The organism is Breoghania sp. (genome assembly GCF_030066895.1).
Taxonomy (GTDB): Bacteria; Pseudomonadota; Alphaproteobacteria; order Rhizobiales; family Stappiaceae; genus Breoghania.
In genome coordinates this window covers 160,001-178,991 of sequence record NZ_JASJAV010000019.1, presented here as the reverse complement: position 1 = coordinate 178,991, position 18,991 = coordinate 160,001, and the positions used below count along the sequence as shown (strand labels likewise).

Annotated in this window: 15 protein-coding genes and 1 pseudogene; 12 read left to right on the top strand and 4 right to left on the bottom strand. The window is 62.6% G+C overall.

What is annotated here, in order from left to right; all coding sequences use genetic code 11:
* Nucleotides 1-16 precede the first annotated feature (16 nt).
* A complete protein-coding gene (locus QNJ43_RS19050; protein WP_300472109.1) occupies nucleotides 17-229 on the top strand; it encodes a Flp family type IVb pilin in 213 nt (70 codons plus the stop codon).
* 81 nt (nucleotides 230-310) lie between these two features.
* Here the strand turns inward: QNJ43_RS19050 and QNJ43_RS19045 are convergent, their stop codons facing one another.
* Nucleotides 311-1,213, bottom strand: coding sequence for a methyltransferase domain-containing protein (locus QNJ43_RS19045; RefSeq protein ID WP_300472108.1), 903 nt, complete (start codon nucleotides 1,211-1,213; stop codon nucleotides 311-313).
* 329 nt (nucleotides 1,214-1,542) lie between these two features.
* Here QNJ43_RS19045 and QNJ43_RS19040 point away from each other — a divergent pair, with 329 nt between their 5' ends.
* From QNJ43_RS19040 to QNJ43_RS19025, 4 genes and pseudogenes are all read left to right on the top strand, one after another.
* Complete coding sequence (locus tag QNJ43_RS19040; protein WP_300472107.1) at nucleotides 1,543-2,160, top strand: ComF family protein; 618 nt, start codon at nucleotides 1,543-1,545, stop codon at nucleotides 2,158-2,160.
* A gap of 142 nt (nucleotides 2,161-2,302) precedes the next feature.
* Nucleotides 2,303-2,557: a glutaredoxin 3 gene (grxC, locus tag QNJ43_RS19035; RefSeq protein WP_300472106.1), complete on the top strand. Its 255-nt coding sequence runs from the start codon at nucleotides 2,303-2,305 to the stop codon at nucleotides 2,555-2,557.
* A gap of 186 nt (nucleotides 2,558-2,743) precedes the next feature.
* Nucleotides 2,744-3,573, top strand: a pseudogene (locus QNJ43_RS19030) (carbon-nitrogen hydrolase family protein).
* Nucleotides 3,570-4,064: a DUF1178 family protein gene (locus tag QNJ43_RS19025; protein WP_300472105.1), complete on the top strand. Its 495-nt coding sequence runs from the start codon at nucleotides 3,570-3,572 to the stop codon at nucleotides 4,062-4,064. The pseudogene QNJ43_RS19030 and the gene QNJ43_RS19025 overlap by 4 nt, the downstream one beginning before the upstream one ends.
* A gap of 156 nt (nucleotides 4,065-4,220) precedes the next feature.
* Here QNJ43_RS19025 and QNJ43_RS19020 read toward each other — a convergent pair whose 3' ends face one another.
* Nucleotides 4,221-4,439: a hypothetical protein gene (locus tag QNJ43_RS19020; protein ID WP_300472104.1), complete on the bottom strand. Its 219-nt coding sequence runs from the start codon at nucleotides 4,437-4,439 to the stop codon at nucleotides 4,221-4,223.
* Nucleotides 4,440-4,923: 484 nt separating this feature from the next.
* Here QNJ43_RS19020 and QNJ43_RS19015 point away from each other — a divergent pair, with 484 nt between their 5' ends.
* The gene (locus tag QNJ43_RS19015; RefSeq protein ID WP_346433046.1) at nucleotides 4,924-6,090 is read left to right on the top strand and encodes a GNAT family N-acetyltransferase; all 1,167 of its coding nucleotides are present in this window, start codon (nucleotides 4,924-4,926) and stop codon (nucleotides 6,088-6,090) included.
* A 71-nt stretch (nucleotides 6,091-6,161) separates the two neighbouring features.
* On the opposite strand, the gene ubiG is transcribed toward QNJ43_RS19015, so the two are convergent.
* On the bottom strand, nucleotides 6,162-6,902 hold the full coding sequence (gene ubiG, locus QNJ43_RS19010; RefSeq protein ID WP_300472103.1) for a bifunctional 2-polyprenyl-6-hydroxyphenol methylase/3-demethylubiquinol 3-O-methyltransferase UbiG: 741 nt from the start codon (nucleotides 6,900-6,902) through the stop codon (nucleotides 6,162-6,164).
* A gap of 223 nt (nucleotides 6,903-7,125) precedes the next feature.
* Here ubiG and QNJ43_RS19005 point away from each other — a divergent pair, with 223 nt between their 5' ends.
* From QNJ43_RS19005 to clpB, 6 genes are all read left to right on the top strand, one after another.
* Nucleotides 7,126-8,376: an aspartate kinase gene (locus tag QNJ43_RS19005; protein ID WP_300472102.1), complete on the top strand. Its 1,251-nt coding sequence runs from the start codon at nucleotides 7,126-7,128 to the stop codon at nucleotides 8,374-8,376.
* 109 nt (nucleotides 8,377-8,485) lie between these two features.
* Complete coding sequence (ptsP, locus tag QNJ43_RS19000) at nucleotides 8,486-10,759, top strand: phosphoenolpyruvate--protein phosphotransferase (RefSeq protein ID WP_300472101.1); 2,274 nt, start codon at nucleotides 8,486-8,488, stop codon at nucleotides 10,757-10,759.
* 94 nt (nucleotides 10,760-10,853) lie between these two features.
* Nucleotides 10,854-11,933, top strand: a complete 1,080-nt coding sequence (gene prfA, locus QNJ43_RS18995) for a peptide chain release factor 1 (RefSeq protein ID WP_300472100.1) — start codon at nucleotides 10,854-10,856, stop codon at nucleotides 11,931-11,933.
* Nucleotides 11,930-12,889 carry a peptide chain release factor N(5)-glutamine methyltransferase gene (gene prmC / locus QNJ43_RS18990; RefSeq protein ID WP_300472099.1) on the top strand — a complete coding sequence of 320 codons (960 nt, stop codon included), beginning with the start codon at nucleotides 11,930-11,932 and terminating at the stop codon, nucleotides 12,887-12,889. The genes prfA and prmC overlap by 4 nt, the downstream gene beginning before the upstream one ends.
* Before the next feature lie 258 nt (nucleotides 12,890-13,147).
* Nucleotides 13,148-13,894 (top strand): DUF4167 domain-containing protein, encoded by a 747-nt coding sequence (locus tag QNJ43_RS18985; protein WP_300472098.1) that lies wholly within the window; start codon nucleotides 13,148-13,150, stop codon nucleotides 13,892-13,894.
* A gap of 311 nt (nucleotides 13,895-14,205) precedes the next feature.
* A complete protein-coding gene (clpB, locus tag QNJ43_RS18980; RefSeq protein WP_300472097.1) occupies nucleotides 14,206-16,824 on the top strand; it encodes an ATP-dependent chaperone ClpB in 2,619 nt (872 codons plus the stop codon).
* Between the two features lie 124 nt (nucleotides 16,825-16,948).
* Here the strand turns inward: clpB and QNJ43_RS18975 are convergent, their stop codons facing one another.
* A complete protein-coding gene (locus tag QNJ43_RS18975; RefSeq protein ID WP_300472096.1) occupies nucleotides 16,949-18,835 on the bottom strand; it encodes a M23 family metallopeptidase in 1,887 nt (628 codons plus the stop codon).
* Nucleotides 18,836-18,991: the final 156 nt, after the last annotated feature.

Below are 18,991 nucleotides of genomic sequence, written 5' to 3'. Positions count from 1 at the left end.
AAGAAAATAAGTTTCCATGTCGCATGATCCCGCATCCACCAAATCGTGCCGGCTCCGCGAAACGTTCAAGGCCTTCTGGGCAGACGAACAGGGATCGACGGTGATCGGATACAGCTTGATCGCCGGGATCATCGTGCTTGCGATCGTCGGCACGGTCGGCGCCATCGGCGAGAGCCTGAAGACCGACTATTACGAGCCGGTCAGTGCCGGGCTGAGCGGGATCGAGTAACCCCTCGTCGGAAAAGGCCGATCTTCCAGGCTTTCGGAAAATGTTCGAACCGGTGCGCTTCTTGTGGGTGTGCCGGTTTTGTTATGTCCGGGACGGCTTGTCGCCCGTGGCGATCTCATTCGTCCCCAGCGCTTCGGCGAAACTCATCTTCGCAGATCCCGGTTTCAGAGGCTGTTGCTGACTTTCGTGCGGTGCCCAGCCCGAGACGGACAGGATCTGGAACGTCGCGCGGATACGGCCGTCCGGGTCCGCATGGCGCTCGGCGTAGATCTCGACTGTTTTCATGAAAAGCGCCCGGCTCGCTGGAGCTCCGCGCTCGGCCAGAATGCCGGTCGCGCCCATTGCTCTCAGATCCCGCATCAGATGGAAGGCGCTGTCATAGCGCACTGTCAGCCGGTCCTGATCGGCAACGGGCAACGCGAAGCCCGCACGTTGCAGGAGACCGCCCATCTCGCGCGTATCGGCAAAGGGAGAAACGCGCGGGCTCGCCCCACCGGTCAGTTCCGCTTCCGCGCTCAGCAACGCGTCGCGCAATTCCCACAAGGTGTCGCCGTCCGCCAGAGCGCCCAGAAAGAGCCCATCGGGTTTCAGAGCGCGCCGGATCTGGATCAGGGCGCCCGGCAGGTCGTTCACCCAATGGAGCGATAGCGCGGAGACAACGAGATCGAGCGATCCGTCGGCAAAGGGCAAGATTTCATCGTCGACGACGAGGTCGGGTTTGCCGCTTCCCTGATCGGGGACGAAGAGGTCCGCGCGCAGGACTGTCTCGACGCGGTCGGAGCGCTCAAGCGCATTGCGGACCTGCCCCGTATGTCCGCCGAGATCGAGCGCCAGCGCGAATTTGTGCGTGGTGACCGCGAGGCGATCCTCGATATCCTGCGCCACCAGGCGCAGCAGGAAATCCGCTCCTTCCGTACGCTGCGCAAGGGCGCGGGCGCGATGGAGGGCGAGCAGGCGACGGTTGAAGGGAGAGTTCATCGGCATGGCCCACGGAACATGGTAGGCTGCTTATGCCGCGGAAAGGGCCGGGCGTCAAAATTCCGGCGCCGGGACCAAACTTCTTTGCGCGCAAGGGGAGGGGTGTGATCGCCGTGCAGGCCGCAGACGATGAGACGGCAGGCATAAAACGGGCCGAGGATGGCTCGCGACGTGGCGCGACCTCAGGCTTTTACAGTGTTCTTACAGTGCTCTGAAACATTGGCGTCCCACCGCGCTGCTGGATCTGGCCTTGCCGCCGGTCTGTTTTGTCTGCGATCGGCCGCTCGATGCCGCGCCCGAGATCTGTATGACGTGCTGGTCGAAGCTCACCTGGATTGAACGATCCTATTGCGTGGTTCTCGGTGTGCCCCTTAGCCTATGATCTGGGCGAGGTGGGGCTGTCGGCGGAGGCAATTGCCGATCCGCCGCCGCTTGAGCGCGCGCGGGCGGCCTGCATTCACGACGACATCTCGCGCGGACTCGTGCACGGACTGAAATATCGCGACCGTTTGGGACTGGCGCCTGCCATGGCCGGATGGATGGCGCGGGCCGGGGCGGAGCTTGTCGCGGAGGCCGATATCATCGTGCCGGTGCCGCTGCACCGGCGTCGGCTGTGGTCGCGGCGGTTCAATCAGGCGGCGGTGCTGGCGGGATCGATCGCCCGGCAATGCAACAAGTCGATGGACCCGGCCGTTCTGGCCAGGATCCGGGCGACGCCGCGCCAGGTTGGGCTTCATCGCGATCCGCGGCGGGATAATGTGCGCGGGGCTTTCGTGGTTGATCGTGAGCAACGGGCGATGATCGAAGGGCGGCGCGTTTTGCTGATCGATGACGTTATACGACCGGAGTCACGGTCAAGGCGTGCGCGCGTGCGCTCAAACGCGCGCGCGCGTTGCAGGTCGACGTTCTTAACTTTTGCGCGGGTTGTATCTCCGGCTGCCGCAACAATATAAATCACAACACCAATCCGGCTCCGAATTCTTGCATGGCGTACGGCTCCGGTGACGTGCGCCAGCAAGGCTGTGTCCGGTTTTCATTTCCTTCGGGGCGAGGCCGATGCCGTGAGCCCGCCCCTTTGTTTCGAATGGAAAGTCCATGCCGAAGATCGTGATCTATACGCGACAGTTCTGCGGTTTCTGTACGGCCGCCAAGCATCTTCTCGATTCCAAGGGCGTTGCCTACGAGGAGATAGATGCAACCTATGCACATGAAAAGAAAAAGGAAATGATTTCCCGTTCGCATCGCATGACGTTTCCTCAGATCTTCATCGGCGAAACCCATGTGGGCGGTTGCGATGAGCTGCATGCGCTGGAACGCGCGGGCAAGCTCGACGCGATGATTGCGGCCTGATAAACTGGCGTTTACATGAGGTTTCGCCCGGACGCTCGTTTTTGGTCGACTGGCGAAGGCAGAAGGCGGCGCCTGTCCGATCCGGAATGATTAAGGCTTGTGCGCTACCATACTGAGCGGCAAGCGGGCCTGGAGAAACGTGAGAATGAGTGCATTCAAGGCTGCCTGCATCCAGATGCGGTTCGGATGCGGTCCGGACGTGATGTTGCGGAAAACGTCGCGCAGAGCGAGGCCTTGATCTGCAAGGCGGCGGAGGCCGGGGCGTCTTACGTCCTGACGCCGGAAATGATCAACGCCCTGGAGCGCGACCGTGCCGCCTTGATGGCGAAGATTGCGATCGAAGACGAGGACGTCGCCCTTGCCCGCTACCGCAAGCTCGCCGGGGAACTGGGGGTCTGGCTGCATATCGGTTCGCTCGCCATTCTCAATGAAGACGGCAGCGTCGCCAATCGCGGCTTCCTGATTTCGCCGGACGGAGAGATCGCGGCGGGCTACGACAAAAGATCCACATGTTCGACGTCGATCTCCACAATGGCGAGAGCTGGCGGGAATCGCGCACCTACCGGCCGGGCGAGAACAGCATCGTTGCCGAGCTGCCCTGGGCGAAACTGGGCATTGCCGTCTGCTACGACGTGCGTTTTCCGCAGATCTTCCGCGCTCAGGCCAAGGCCGGGGCGGACGTGTTGACCGTTCCCGCCGCCTTCACCCGCCAGACCGGGCAGGCGCACTGGCACACGCTGTTGCGCGCCCGCGCGATCGAGAACGGGGCGTTCCTGTTCGCGGCGGCGCAGGGCGGGCGACACGAGGATGGGCGCGAGACCTTCGGCCATTCGCTGGTGATCGGTCCGTGGGGCGAGATCCTGGCGGAAGCCGATCATGACGAATCCGGTTTCACCCTCGCCGATATTGACGTAGACGAGGCGGCCAAGGCGCGCAGTCGCGTGCCTGCACTCGTCAATGAGCGTCCCTTCACTCTCGATACAGTCGCGCTTGCGCGTACGGAGCCCGTTCCATGATCCACTATTGCTTGATCTGCTCGGAGGGGCATGAGTTCGAGGGGTGGTTCCGAAATGCCGGTGATTTCGATTGCCAGGCGGCAGAGGGGCATCTGACCTGCCCGATCTGCGGCGACGACCGTATTTCGAAGGCGCTGATGGCGCCTGCGGTGTCAGGTACGCGTGAAGCGCAGACGCAGGAAACCCCGCCGGCGGTGGCGAAGACCGATGCGGTTGCGGAACCGGCTCATGCCGGGGCGGTGCCCGTCATGGCGATGCCCAATCCGCATCAGGCGCAGATCGTCGACATGATGCGCAAGCTGCGCAACCTGATCACCGAGAGCGCCGACAATGTCGGTTCCCGTTTCGCCAGCGAAGCGCGCCGCATGCATTACGGTGAAGTGGAACAGCGCGGGATCTACGGCGAAGCGACGCCGGAGGATGCGCGCGATCTGATCGAGGAAGGAATCGAGATCCTTCCCTTGCCCGTGTTGCCGGAAGACAAGAACTAGACGTTCCGCGCCCGCATACGCTCGGCACGGTTCATTCCGTCTCCAGTATATCCCGAATCTGTTTCCGCGATTGTCAGCCGTCCTCGATCTCTCGCGGACGGCAGCGTTCCCGCGCGCGGTTCAGGCGGCGGTGGACTTCGCCGTCTTCTCGATTTCCTACTCGACCGACGTGACCGCCTCGTTTGAGATTTCCGCCAGTTCCATGCTGCTTTCACATGCCTTGGCGGCGAGCTCGCGCAGCTTCTCTCCGTGGCGTTCCGCGCAGGCGCTGTAGTCGGCGAACAGCTTTTCCCAGAACTCGGTCAGGATACGGCTTGCTTCGATCGGATCGCGGGCTTCCGTAATCGCCTTGGCGCATTCGAAATCGGCGCGCACACGGTCCTAGACGAAGCTCAGCTGATCTTCCACCAGCGCTTCCGTCTTGGAGATCGTCTCGACGTTGACCTTCGTGAACTGATCGAAGAAACGGCTGCCGAAAACATCCGCCTTTTCCATTCAGGACGGGTTGAGCCAGGGCATGGGCACGACGTTGGGATCCTTGGCGGGGGGCTTTGTCTGGTGCGGCATGGCAATACTCCCTGTGACTTCGTTGGAAACCCGGGTTCGGCGGAAACATGGAGGTGCGGGCGAATGGGACCGCACCGGGCCGATACATTACAATTTGCCATGTTACGTAACGGAAAGATGGCGCGATGCTTGGAAATGTGCGTTGCGGTATCAAATTATGGTGCGGTGGAATGTCGCATGTTGCGGTTCGTGGCGACGCAATTCCCTAGCGGCATGTTTTCGAAATAGATTGAGCCTAAGGTGATCAGATATGCGTGCTCAGAACGACAGGTGATCCGGTGACCCAGAACGAATCCCCTTCGACGGGGATCAGGACAGGCACACCGCGCGCGCCTTTTCCGAGCTGGTTGACCGGGCGACGCGATCCGGGCTGGCGAACATGACGGGCGGCATTTCGCCGAGTTCGCTGGCGCTCGCCTATGTCGACTGGCTGTCGCATCTGGCCATTTCTCCCGGCCATCAGATGCGGCTGGCGGGCAAGGTGTGGCGCAAGGGCGCGCGGCTCGCGCGTTATGCGGGGCAATGCGCGGGCGGCGAAGCATCGGAGCCTTGTATCGAGCCGTTGCCGCAAGACCACCGGTTTGCGTATGAGGGCTGGAACCGCTTCCCCTTCAACATGATGTACCAGGGATTCCTGCTCAATCAGCAGTTCTGGTACAACGCCACAACGGGCGTGCGCGGGGTCTTCCACCATCACGGGGTCTTCCACCATCATGAGAAGGTGGTGGAGTTCGTGACGCGGCAGATGCTCTATATCTTCTCGCCGTCCAACAATCCCTTCACGAATCCGGAAGTCCTGGAGCGCACGCGCTGCGAAGGCAGGGTGAATCTTGCCCGTGGCTTTGCCAATTTCCTTGAGGATTTCGATCGCTACATCGGCGACAAACCTCCCGCCGGAACGGAGAATTTCAACGTCGGGGAGGATCTCGCAGCGACGCCGGGCAAGGTGGTTTTCCGCAACCGGCTGATCGAGCTCATCCAGTACTCGCCGACCACGGAGACCGTTCAGCGCGAGCCCGTGCTGATCGTCCCGGCCTGTCTCTACACGGGCGAATATGGTTGGGACGACAGTTTCGAGGCGCTGGTTGCGGAAATCGTCGCGACGTTCCTGCAGAATGTCGATCCTGCGCGCGAAGCCTGTTTCATCGCGGAACTGGACGGCGAACCGGTCGGGGCGATCTTCCTGATCGATTCCGGCGAGGAGGGAACGGCCAAGATCCGACTTCTGCATGTGGAGGCCAAGGCCCGCGGTCATGGCATTGGCAGGCGGCTGGTGGCGGAGATTGTCCGGTTTGCACGCGAGCGGGGATATGCTCGCGTGAAACTCTGGACCAACGACGTGCTGATTGCGGCGCGGCGGATCTATCAAGGCGCCGGGTTCAAGCTCGTGGAAGAGGAGCCGCACCACAGTTTCGGCCATGATCTGGTCGGTCAAATCTGGGAACTGGATCTGTCGTGAGAGCGGCGGAGGGCGCTCGGCGGCCTGTCTTTTGGGCTTGCAAGCCCACCCGCAGCGCCGTTTCGACCGTCCTATTTCGGCCTGGACGCTAGCATCATGTAGTTGACGTCCATGTCGCGCGAGCGGCCCCAGCGGTCGAACAGCGGATTGTAGGTGACGCCGCACCGCTCGATGATCGTCATGCCCGATTCCTGCAGTGGGCCCTCGATCTCCGACGGCTTCACCAGCTTTTTGTAGGAATGGGTGCCGGCCGGCAGCCAGCGCAGCACCCTCTCGGCCGCCACGATGGCAAGCGCATAGGCCTTGAGGGTGCGGTTGATGGTCGCGATAAACATCAATCCGCCCGGCTTCACCATCTCCGCACAGGCGCTGAGATAGGCCGGAACGTCGGCGACATGTTCCACCACTTCCATGCTGAAAACAAAGTCGAAACGCTCGCCCGCCGCGGCAAGGTCTTCAGCCCTCGTTGCGCGATAGTCGATGTCGAGGCCGGAGCGTTCGGCATGAAGCCGAGCCACTTCGATGTTGACGGGGGAGGGGTCGACACCCACGAGCTCGGCGCCCAGCCGCGTCATAGGTTCGCACAAAAGACCGCCGCCGCAGCCGATGTCGAGGCAGCGCAGACCCTTGAAGGCCTTCGGGTCTTCCGCGTTTCGCCCATAGTGGGCGGACACGTGTTCCTTGATGTAGCCGAGGCGGACGGGGCTGAATTTGTGCAAGGGCCGGAACTTGCCGGTCGGATCCCACCATTCGTCGGCCATCGCCGAAAAGCGGGCGATTTCCCGATCGTTTACGGTCGTCTTCGTCGTCATTGCCGGACATCTCCTCGTTCACGCCCCAAACGGCCGCTCGTTCGTGGGTCTTCGCCGGGCTCTTGTCAAGCGCCCGCGGCTCGTTCTCGCACGGTGTTTCTACTCTGGCCAGTTGCAGGTTCCCCGGCTTCTATGTATGCATACGCGCCGTTACGAGCTGTCGTACGCCTTGGCTTGGGGGGCGGTTTGCGACATCAGTATTTTGTTCCAGAATTCGATCCCGATGGCCCGACTGGTAATGAAGTTCGGCGGCACGTCCGTCGCAGATCTCGACCGCATCCGCAACGTGGCGCGACGCGTGAAACGCGAGGTCGATGCGGGCAATCAGGTCGCCGTCGTCGTCTCCGCCATGGCGGGCGAGACCAACGAACTGGTCGCCCTGTGTCGCGAGGCGTCGAAGCTGCACGATGCGCGCGAATACGACACGATCGTCTCATCCGGCGAGCAGGTCAGCGCGGGCCTTCTGGCAATCGTGCTGCAGGACATGGGCGTGGATGCCCGCTCCTGGCTCGGCTGGCAGATCGCGCTCCACACGGATTCAGCCCACGGCGCGGCGTGCATCACGGAAATCGACGGCGACAAGCTGATCGAACGGCTCGAGATCGAGCAGGTTGCGGTCGTGGCCGGTTTCCAGGGGCTGTCGCCCGACAACCGCATCGCGACGCTCGGGCGCGGCGGGTCGGATACCAGCGCTGTCGCAGTCGCCGCCGCCATCAAGGCTGATCGGTGTGATATCTATACCGACGTCGACGGCGTTTATACGACCGACCCGCGTATCGTGCCGAAGGCGAAGCGGCTGGACCGAATCGCGTTCGAGGAGATGCTGGAGATGGCATCGCTCGGGGCGAAGGTGCTGCAGGTGCGGTCAGTCGAGCTTGCCATGGTGCATGGCGTGCGCGCCTTCGTGCGCTCTTCCTTCGATGATCCGGACGCGCCGCAGGTGGGCGTCGACAACCTGCCCCCGGGCACTCTTATTTGCGACGAGGACGAGATCGTGGAACAGCAAGTCGTCACCGGCATCGCCTTTTCCAAGGACGAAGCACAGATTTCGATCCGGAACGTGCCGGACAAACCGGGCGTGGCGGCCATCGTCTTCGGGCCCTTGTCGGACGCCAATATCAACGTGGACATGATCGTCCAGAACATTTCGCCCGACGGATCGACGACGGACATCACGTTCACCGTCCCGCAGGGCGATTACAACCGCGCAATGCAGGTTCTGGAAGACCGGCGGCCAACGCTTCAGTTCGGCGTCCTGGAAGGGGCGACGGAAGTCGTGAAGGTCTCCGTGATCGGCGTCGGCATGCGAAGCCATGCAGGCGTTGCGGCACAATGTTTCAGGGGCTTGGCCGAGAAGGGGATCAACATTCGTGCGATCACCACTTCGGAGATCAAGATTTCCGTGCTAATCGATTCCGCCTATACCGAACTTGCGGTTCGAACTTTGCATTCGCTATACGGGCTCGACGGATAGTTGGACCACCGCCCGCCGGCACGTCGAACGCTGAACGGGATCTCATTGCGGAGATCCGGTAAGGGCGAGCGCTAGACTGCCGATCCGAGACAGGGGGAGTTGGCGGAGGATGAGGGACAATTCCGCCGGTCCGCGCGTGCTGCTGCGACGCCTCCGTGAAGTCATGGCGGTGCCGAGCGGCGCCCAGGAGCGGCTTGATCAGATTGCCAGACACATTGCGGCCAATGTGGTTGCGGAGGTGTGTTCGGTTTATATTCTGCGCGCCGACGGCCTGCTGGAGCTTTATGCGACCGAGGGTCTTAATCCCAGCGCCGTCCACCAGACCAGTCTCGCCGTCAACGAAGGGCTTGTCGGTCTGATTGCGGCCGAGGCGCGCCCGCTTAATCTTCCCAATGCTCAGGCTCACCCCTCCTTTGCCTACCGGCCGGAGACGGGGGAAGAGGTCTATCATTCGTTCCTCGGCGTGCCGATCCTGAGGGTAGGGCGCACGCTTGGCGTTCTTGTCGTTCAGAACAAGGCACACCGCACCTATTCGGAAGACGAGGTCGAGGCGCTGCAGACCACCGCGATGGTGATCGCGGAAATGCTGGCCGCCGGCGAGCTGGAGGCGATCTCCAATGTGGGCGCCCGGCTCGATCTGACGCGGCCGCTGCATCTGGAAGGCGTGGCGCTGTGCGACGGCGTCGGCCTCGGCCATGCGATTCTGCACGAGCCGCGCGTCGTCGTTACCAATCTGATCGCGGAAAACACTCAGGACGAACTGGGCCGGCTGGCGAGTGCGGTGGAGAGCATGCGGCTCTCGCTCGATCATATGCTGGCGCACGGCGATGCCGCCGCTCAGGCAGGCGAATACCGGGAGGTTCTGGAAGCCTACCGGATGTTCGCCTACGACCGGGGTTGGATTCGTAAGATCGAGGAAGCGATCCGCAACGGTCTGACGGCCGAGGCTGCGGTGGAGAAGGTCCAGAGCGACAACCGCGCTCGGATGCTGCGCCAGACCGATCCCTACTTGCGCGAACGGCTGCACGATTTCGACGATCTGGCGAACCGCCTGCTGCGCGAACTGATGGGTCGGCCGCACGGGCCGAACGGTCAGGAGCTGCCCACGGACGCCGTCATCGTTGCCCGCAACATGGGGGCGGCGGAGCTTCTCGATTATGACCGCGACAGCATTCGCGGCCTGGTTCTGGAGGAAGGCAGCCCCACCAGCCACGTCTCCATCGTTGCGCGTGCGCTAGGCATCGCGACGGTCGGACTGGTTTCCGACATTGTCTCGCTGGTGGAAGCGGGTGACGCTGTCATCGTCGACGGGGAAACCGGTCAGGTTCATCTGCGGCCCCCCTCCGACGTTGAGAACGCCTACGCGGAAAAGGTCCGGTTCCGGGCGCGGCGCCAGGCGCAGTATCGCCGGTTGCGCAACAAGCCGTCGGTCACCAAGGACGGCAAGCCGGTCACGCTGCAGCTCAATGCGGGGCTGCTGGTCGACTTGCCCCACATGGACGAATCGGGGGCGACGGGGATCGGCCTCTTCCGCACCGAACTGCAATTCATGATCGCGTCGACCTTCCCGCGCATGAAGGAGCAGATGCGGTTCTATTCCACCGTGCTTGATGCGGCGGGCGACCGGCCGGTGACCTTCCGCTCGCTCGATATCGGCGGAGACAAGGTTCTTCCCTATCTGCGTTCCATCCAGGAAGAAAATCCGGCGATGGGCTGGCGGGCGATCCGGCTCGGGCTCGACCGTCCGGGTTTGCTGCGCCCCCAGCTTCGCGCGCTGTTGAGTGCTGCGGGCGGACGCGAATTGCGGCTGATGTTCCCGATGGTGTCCGACGTTTCGGAATTCCGGGAAGCCAAGGCGATGGTGGAGCGCGAGATCAACCACTTGCGCCGCCACGAGCGGCCGGTGCCCGACACGATCAAGCTCGGCGTGATGATCGAGGTGCCCTCGCTGCTGTTCCAGCTCGAAGAGCTGTTTGCGGCGGTCGATTTCGCATCGGTCGGTTCCAACGATCTGTTCCAGTTCTTCACCGCGGTCGATCGCGGCAATACGCGGGTGGCCGATCGCTTCGATACGCTCAACGTGGCGTTCCTGCGGGCCTTGAAGATGATCGTGGAACGGGCGAAGGTGTCAAACGTTCCCGTCGGTCTTTGCGGCGAGCTTGCGGGACGTCCACTGGAGGCGATGGCCTTGCTGGCGCTGGGCTTTGAGACCATATCCATGTCGCCGTCGGCGGTCGGACCCGTGAAGTCGATGGTGCACGGACTGGATGTTGGCCGCTTGCGTGAACAGTTGCTTGCCCGGCTGGAACCGGGACAGCCCGATGCCGGGTCCGTGCGCGCTCTGCTGCGGGCCTTTGCCAGCGAAAACAACGTTCTGTTGTAGCGAACGCCTGCATGATGTCGTGCGACGGCGTGCCCGCGGATCCCGTTCGCCTGGCCGTGAATTGAATTCGCTCTTGCCTTGGAGTTGATGCGCGATGCTTGCGCAGGAAAAACTGGACCACCTTCTCGACCGTTTTGCCGAAATCGAGGCCCGGATGTCGTCCAATCCGGATCCCACGACCTATGTCCGGTTGTCGCGCGACTATGCGGAGCTGGAACCTGTCGTCGGGATGATCCGTGAGCTTCGGCAGGTCGAGGGCGATCTTGCCGGGGCGGAGGAGCTGCTCGCCGATCCGGGGATCGACAAGGAAATGCACGAGCTGGCGGAGGCCGAGCGCGAGGAACTGGTGGAGCGCGTCGAAGTGCTGACGCAGGACCTACAGGTCGCCTTGCTGCCGAAGGACGCCGCCGATGCGGGCAGTGCCATCCTGGAAGTGCGCGCGGGAACGGGCGGCGACGAGGCCGCGCTTTTCGCGGGCGACCTCTTCCGCATGTATCAGCGTTATGCCGAAACGCGGGGCTGGAAGGTCGAGGTCCTGTCCGCCAGCGAGGGCGAAGTCGGCGGCTACAAGGAAGCGATCGCCTCCGTTGAGGGCAATGGCGTTTTCGCTCGACTCAAGTTCGAATCGGGTGTGCATCGGGTGCAGCGCGTTCCGGTGACCGAATCGGGCGGCCGCATCCATACGTCTGCCGCCACCGTCGCGGTTTTGCCTGAGGCGCAGGAGGTGGATATCCACATTCGCTCCGAAGACATCCGCATCGATACGATGCGCGCTTCCGGGGCAGGCGGACAGCACGTCAACACGACCGACTCGGCGGTGCGAATCACGCACTTGCCGTCGGGGATCGTCGTCACCTCGGCCGAGAAGTCCCAGCACCAGAACCGCGCCAAGGCGATGACCGTTCTGCGCGCCCGTCTTCTCGACAGGGAACGCGAAAAGGCGGCCAGTGAGCGTTCGGAGGCGCGCCGCGGACAGGTTGGTTCCGGCGACCGGTCGGAACGCATCCGCACCTACAATTTCCCGCAAGGGCGCGTCACCGATCACCGCATCGACCTGACGCTCTACAAGCTCGATCAGGTCATTTCCGGCGAAGCGCTGGATGAGGTCATCGATCCGCTGATCACCGAGCATCAGGCCCAGTTGCTGGCGGCCGATGCGGCCGAGTTGCAGTGAGCACGCGGCTCGGGATCGCCTATCGATGGGTTCGCGACGCCTTGCGCGCGGCCGATCTGGCAAGCCCGGAAACGGATGCTCGACTGCTGGTCGCCGATGTCACGGGACTTTCTCCGCAAAGGCTGGTGCTTGAAGAAACTCGTCCCTTGAGCGAGGCGGAAGAGGCGCGTCTCGAGGCGCATCTGGCCGCCCGGCTGGAGCGCAAGCCTGTGGGGCGTATTGTCGGCCACCGGGATTTCTGGGGGCTCAATTTCGAGCTCTCGCCGGAAACGCTGGAACCGCGTCCCGATACCGAGACGCTGGTGGAAGCCGCCCTCGCATTCGTCGATGAGACGGGCGATCGCGAGCGGCCTTTGAACATCGTTGATCTGGGGACGGGGACGGGGGCAATTCTCGTCGCGCTTCTCTCGGAATTGCCGAATGCGCGGGGGCTAGCGACGGATATTCAACCCGGTGCATTGCATGTTGCGCGGCGAAATGCCGCAGCGTGCGGCGTCGGAGACCGTATGGATTTCGCTTGCACGTCGTGGATGGAGGGTGTCGGCGGGGGCTGGGATCTCATCGTTTCAAATCCCCCTTATATCCGGAGCGGGATCATTCCCGGTCTGGACCCGGAGGTGCGCGAACACGATCCGCTCACGGCTCTCGACGGCGGCGAGGACGGGCTTGCGCCCTATCGTGTGATTGCTCGGGATTCTGCGGAAAAGCTCCGCGAAACGAAGGCGGCCGTGATCGTTGAAATCGGATACGATCAAGAGCAAGATGTCATCAGTATTTTTCGGGAAGCGGCTTTCAACCAACTGGACATCGTGCGGGATCTGGCGGAGCGTGATCGCGTTGTCGGCTTTGAAAATTGCACTTGGATTTATGATGCGAAGGGGCTACGGTCATCTCGCCGAGGCGCTATGACGCCGGTCGATCCGCTTGGCATCATTGCCAGCCGGGCTGGGGAATAGCCAAAGACCGGTAGCGCAATGGGACTTGGACTACGGTTCAATTCTAAATTCGGCCCGCGGTGATGCGTTCATCGCCTGTCCGAGACAGCGGGATGTCAGAGACCACCGATACTTTAGATGGACCGATTGCTCGGACAATCACGCGCGCTGGTTAGCGGCAAGGGGGGTGAAGTCCCCGATGCCCGGAGTCACCCCTTGGGTTCGGTCGAAAAGCCGATGCATGAGCATGGCGAGCCGCTCTGAAGAGATAACGGCAGTATGAGACAAAACAATCAGAACAAGCGTTTGCGCGGACGCGGTCGCAAAGGACCGAATCCGCTGACCCGGGCGTTTGAATCGAACGGTCCGGACGTAAAGATCCGCGGAACGGCTATGCACATCGCGGAGAGATATCAGCAGCTCGCACGCGATGCGATGGTCTCAGGCGACCGCATCATGGCTGAGAACTACCTGCAGCATGCCGAACACTATTCGCGCATCGTCGCTGCGGCTCAGGCTCAGAACAACGGTCCCGCGCCGCAGGCTCGTGCCTCGAGCGACAATGACGACGACATGAACGAGGATCAGGCGGTCGAAACGCCTGCCGCCGCCACGCCTCCTACTGCCGCCAAGCCGCGCGTGATGTCGGAAGATGCGCCGCAGCCGTTCGTTGACCGCATGCCGGGCATCGATGCCAAGAACGGCAACGGTGAAGTTAACGGCGAAGCGAAGGACGACAAGGACGCGGAAAAGGAAAAGGCTCCGGCCCGCGCACCTCGCAGGTCCCGCAGTTCGGCCAAGGCTTCTGCCAAGTACAGCGGCGAAGACGCTGCCAAGGAAGACGCCAAGGAAGCGGCGAGTGCCGAGGAGAACGGTGCGAGCGAGGAGGGCGAAGAGCCCGCACGTCCGCGTCGTCGGGCTCGCGGTGCCCGCGGTCGCAACGTTCGTCGCGCGGCGGCCAATGCGGTCGACCAAGAAGCGGCGGGCAGCAGCGATGCTCCGGCTGCCGAGGCCAGCGAAGTCTGAGGCTTCCGCTCTGCAACCTTCCATAAGGCGTCGGTTCGACCGGCGGCCTTACGATGAAGAACCGCGGCTTTGTCCGCGGTTTTTTGCGTTGGCGTACGGAATTTTCCTTTATTCGCCGTCAGGTCACGCCTCCCCTTTTTGTTGTCAATCTGCAACACTATATCCAGTCAGCGGCTTGAAAGCCGGCTTTGTCCGAACACGGGCAAGGCTGCTTTCCTAGAAAGAAAAAGCCGTGCGAGGGCCTTGTCGGCCTCGCCTGTCCGATTTCGCAGACCATGCTTCGGGTAGCGCTGCGGTGAGGAGGTTTGACCATGGATATGGAACGTTACACCGAGCGTGTGCGCGGATTTCTCCAGAGCGCACAGACCTACGCGCTTGGCCGGGGGCACCAGCAATTCACGCCCGAACACATTCTCAAGGTTTTGCTCGATGATCGCGAAGGCATGGCATCGGGCCTGATTTCGCGCGCCGGAGGTCGGCCGAAGGACGCGCTTACCGCGGTGGAGCTTGCGCTCGACAAGATGCCGAAGGTGAACGGCGGCAACGGGCAGCTCTTCATGGCGCAGCCTTTGGCGCAGGTCTTCGAGCGGGTGGAAAAGCTCGCCGAGAAGGTCGGCGACAGTTATGTCACCGTGGAACGTCTGCTCCTGGCGCTGGCCATGGAGAAGGGCGCTGAGACGTCGAAGATCCTGGCCAATGCGGGCGTTACGCCTGCGGGCCTCAACGAGGCGATCAACCAATTGCGCAAGGGCCGCACCGCCGACACCCAGTCGGCCGAAAACCGCTACGATGCGTTGAAGAAATACACGCGCGATCTGACCCAGGATGCGCGCGAGGGCAAGCTTGATCCGGTGATCGGGCGTGACGAGGAAATCCGTCGCACGATGCAGGTGCTGGCGCGGCGGACCAAGAACAATCCCGTGCTCATCGGTGAGCCGGGCGTCGGCAAGACCGCGATCGCGGAAGGGCTGGCGCTGCGGATCGTCAATGGCGACGCGCCGGGATCGCTGGCCGACAAGTCGCTGCTGGCGCTCGACATGGGCGCGCTGATTGCAGGCGCGAAGTATCGCGGCGAGTTCGAGGAGCGGCTGAAGGGGATCCTGCAGGAAGTCCAGGCCGAAGAAAGCAAGGTCATCCTGTTCATCGACGAGATGCACACGCTGGTCGGTGCGGGCAAGGCGGACGGGGCGATGGACGCCTCCAACCTCTTGAAGCCCGCATTGGCACGCGGTGAGTTGCACTGCGTGGGCGCGACCACGCTCGATGAATACCGCAAGCACGTGGAAAAGGACGCGGCTTTTGCCCGTCGTTTCCAGCCTGTCTTTATCCATGAGCCGACGGTGGAGGACACGATCTCCATCCTGCGCGGCCTGAAGGAGAAGTGCGAGCTGCATCACGGCGTGCGAATCGCGGATTCGGCGCTCGTGACGGCCGCGACCTTGTCCAATCGCTACATCACCGACCGCTTCCTGCCCGATAAGGCGATCGATCTTGTCGACGAAGCGGGATCGCGGCTGCGCATGCAGGTCGATTCAAAGCCGGAGGAACTCGACGAACTCGACCGCCGTATCATCCAGCTCAAGATCGAGCGTGAGGCGCTGAAGAAGGAAACGGATCAGGGCTCGCACGACCGGCTCGAGAAGTTGGAGGTGGGGCTGGCCGATCTGGAAGAGGAATCGGCAGCCTACACGGCTCGCTGGCAGAGCGAGAAGGAAAAGCTGTCCTTGGCGCAGAAGATTAAGGAACAGCTCGATCAGGCGCGCGGCGATCTGGAAAAGGCGCAGCGCGAAGGTGATCTGGCCAAGGCGGGCGAGCTTGCCTACGGCATCATACCGAAGCTCGAAAAGCAGATCAGCGAGGTCGAGGTCGCAGAAGCCAACGCCAATTCCGAGGTGATGGTGCAGGAGGCGGTTACCTCCGACAACATCGCGCAGGTCGTCTCGCGCTGGACGGGCATTCCGGTCGACAAGATGCTGGAAGGCGAAAAGGAAAAGCTCCTGCGCATGGAAGACGAGCTGGCAAAGCGCGTCGTGGGGCAGGAGGAGGCGGTGCATGCCGTCTCGACCGCCGTCCGGCGTGCGCGGGCGGGTCTACAGGATCCGAACCGGCCCATGGGCTCGTTCATGTTCCTCGGCCCCACCGGCGTCGGCAAGACCGAGCTGACCAAGGCGCTGGCCGACTTCCTGTTCGACGACGAGACCGCGATGGTGCGGATCGACATGTCGGAGTTCATGGAAAAGCACTCCGTCGCCCGTCTGATCGGCGCGCCTCCGGGCTATGTCGGTTATGAGGAAGGCGGTTCGCTGACCGAGGCGGTCAGGCGTCGACCCTATCAGGTCGTGCTGTTCGACGAAATCGAGAAGGCGCACCCGGATGTCTTCAACGTGCTGTTGCAGGTGCTTGACGATGGACGGCTGACCGACGGTCAGGGGCGCACGGTCGATTTCCGCAATACGCTGATCATCATGACCTCGAACCTCGGGTCGGAATATCTGGCCAATCAGCCTGAGGGCCAGGATTCGGGCGCGGTGCGCGAACAGGTCATGGGCGTGGTGTGCGGGCACTTCCGTCCCGAGTTCCTCAACCGTCTGGACGAGATCATCCTCTTCCACCGGCTGCAGAAGTCGCAGATGGCGGCGATCGTCGACATCCAGCTCGGCTACCTGGAACGGTTGCTGGCGGATCGCAAGATCGACCTGGAACTGGATATCTCGGCCCACGCGTGGCTGGCGGAGAAGGGCTACGACCCCGTCTACGGCGCACGTCCGCTGAAGCGGGTGATCCAGAAGGAAGTGCAGGACCTGTTGGCCGAACGGATCCTGTCGGGCGAGGTTCGCGACGGTGACACGGTGACCGTGTCGGCCGGCAGCGACAAGCTGCTCTTCTCGCCGCAAGGCGAGGGGGAAGCCCCGATCGCGGCGCAGGCCTGAGCCTGTTCGGATAAATCGCGGAATAAAACGGGAAAGGCGGCCTGTGGGCCGCCTTTTTCATATCCGGTGCAGAAGATGAGGATCTTGCTCGGGTGTGACCGGTCGCAAGGCGAACGGTTCCGCCTCAGCGCGAGGCGATCCGGTTCGCGAAGTTCCCGCCGCGCTCAAGAAGGGCATCGATGCGGTCGCGCTCGCGTTCGAAGCTTGCCAGCATGTCGCTTTCCAGAACGCGACCGCGCGGCAGCTTGATGCGGTTGGGATCCACGAACTTCTGGTTGATGCGCACTTCATAGTGCACGTGCGGACCGGTGGAGCGGCCGGTCGAGCCCACATACCCGATCACCTCGCCCTGCTTGACATGGACGCCCGGCTTGATGTCCTTGGCGATCGCCTGCTGGTGGCCGTAACCGGTCTCGTAGCCGTTGGCGTGACGGATCAGCGTGAAGCGGCCGTAGCCGGAACTCCAGCCCGCCTTTTCAATGACGCCGTCGCCGGTCGCATGGATCGGCGTGCCGCGCGAGATTGCCCAGTCGACGCCGGTGTGGAACTTCACATAGCCTAGAATCGGATGGCGACGCTTGCCGAAAGGCGAACTCACGCGCCCGCCGACGATCGGTTTGCGCGTCAGGAACTTCTTCGCGCTGCGTCCGTCCTCGTCATAGAAATCGACGGAGCCGTCGTCGGGCGTGCGGAAGCGGTAGAAGTGATGCGTCTCGTTACCGGTTGTGAGCGAGGTGTAGAGCACCTCCGGCGGCTGGCCGTTTCCGGGCTTGTCGAGAGAATAGAAAACTTCGAGCTGGTCGCCCGGTTTTACCCGCGAATTGTAGTCCACGTCATAAGAGAAGATATGGACCAGATCCTCGATCAGCGGTTCGGCCAGGTCGTTGCCGAGGCCGGTCTGGTAAAGCGAATTGTAGAGTGACGGCGTCGGACCGGAGAGCGTCATGCGGTCGGCGGCGGCGAAGGCGTCCGGCATTAGGGTGGTGGGCGCTGCCGCAGCCACGTATCGACCCTCGTCGGACATGGCGACCGTGCCCTGGTGGACCTGATCGACATATAGAGAGACACGCTCGACGCGCATGTCGCCGTTCACGTCGTCCAGGCTCTTGCCGATGCGCACCCGCTGTTCGGGGTGAAGCTCGCTGATATTGAAGCCGTCGGCGAAGCGTTCGGAAATTTCCTCCGCCTCTTCCTCGGTTGCTTCGTTGTCGAGGAGGATCGTTTTCAGCGACGTCTGTTCGCGAATCGGGACGATTCGCTCCTCCATGTCCGAATAGGCCTGGTTGTTGTCGGTCTTGGAAACGAAGGAGACGTTTTCCGCCGCGATGCGCACGGAGAGATTCGACAGACCGCTCTGCTGGGCGAGGTCGAAATCGAACCGGCCCGGATCGACGACGGGCAGGGAGGCGACCTCGACCTTGTCGTCGGACAGGAAGCGGCCGGAACCGCGAACGATGCGCTCGATCTCGGCGTCGTCGGCGGCATCGAGGGTATCGACCGATACCTCGTTCAGCGGAAAGTCATGTTCGGCAATGGTGACTTCGCCTTCCACGTGCGCGGCATAAATGGAGTCGCTGGCACTGCGGTCGGGCAGAACGTCGTTGCCCGAAACCAGCTTGAGCGGATTGAACGGCGGAATGTTCGCCGCGATCTCGTTGGAGCGGCGGGTTTCCAGCGTGGCGTTCACCAGCGCATAGGGCTTTGCCTGAATGTGGACGGTGTCGCCTTCGCGGGTGAGGGTGTTCACCTGAATGACCTGGCGGGTGGCGAACTGGGAATCGGCGCCGGTCATCCGGTCACCCTTTTCCGCCTTGTCTTCCTGCGGCGCGATCTGGGCGCTGTCGTGCGGCGGCGTTGCCGCTTCAACTGTATACCGACCGTCGAGCGCTGCCGTCAGCGCGCCACCGATGAGAACAATGGATGTAAAGCCCGTCAGCGCGGTGCCCGTCAGCCAGCGCAGCGAAACCTCGCGCCGGGTCGGCGGGCCATTGCGATCCTCGAAGGCAACCAAAGGCGGTTCGTTACCGAGGTCGATCGTGGCCGGAGTGGGATGAAAACCTATTTGCATCGGCAGGCGTCGGCTCCCCGAAAAGCGTGCCGGCCTTGCGACCGTGCAACTTGGAATGATCTCTCTGACCATCTGAGGACGGCCAAGTCAATCGTCTAC

Coding starts and splice junctions, on each gene's coding strand:
- grxC (WP_300472106.1), top strand. CDS start 2,303: ATGCCGAAGATCGTGATCTATACGCGACAGTTCTGCGGTTTCTGTACG.
- prfA (WP_300472100.1), top strand. CDS start 10,854: ATGCTTGCGCAGGAAAAACTGGACCACCTTCTCGACCGTTTTGCCGAA.
- clpB (WP_300472097.1), top strand. CDS start 14,206: ATGGATATGGAACGTTACACCGAGCGTGTGCGCGGATTTCTCCAGAGC.
- QNJ43_RS19050 (WP_300472109.1), top strand. CDS start 17: ATGTCGCATGATCCCGCATCCACCAAATCGTGCCGGCTCCGCGAAACG.
- ptsP (WP_300472101.1), top strand. CDS start 8,486: ATGAGGGACAATTCCGCCGGTCCGCGCGTGCTGCTGCGACGCCTCCGT.
- QNJ43_RS19005 (WP_300472102.1), top strand. CDS start 7,126: ATGGCCCGACTGGTAATGAAGTTCGGCGGCACGTCCGTCGCAGATCTC.
- QNJ43_RS19025 (WP_300472105.1), top strand. CDS start 3,570: ATGATCCACTATTGCTTGATCTGCTCGGAGGGGCATGAGTTCGAGGGG.
- ubiG (WP_300472103.1), bottom strand. CDS start 6,902: ATGACGACGAAGACGACCGTAAACGATCGGGAAATCGCCCGCTTTTCG.
- QNJ43_RS18985 (WP_300472098.1), top strand. CDS start 13,148: ATGAGACAAAACAATCAGAACAAGCGTTTGCGCGGACGCGGTCGCAAA.
- QNJ43_RS19045 (WP_300472108.1), bottom strand. CDS start 1,213: ATGCCGATGAACTCTCCCTTCAACCGTCGCCTGCTCGCCCTCCATCGC.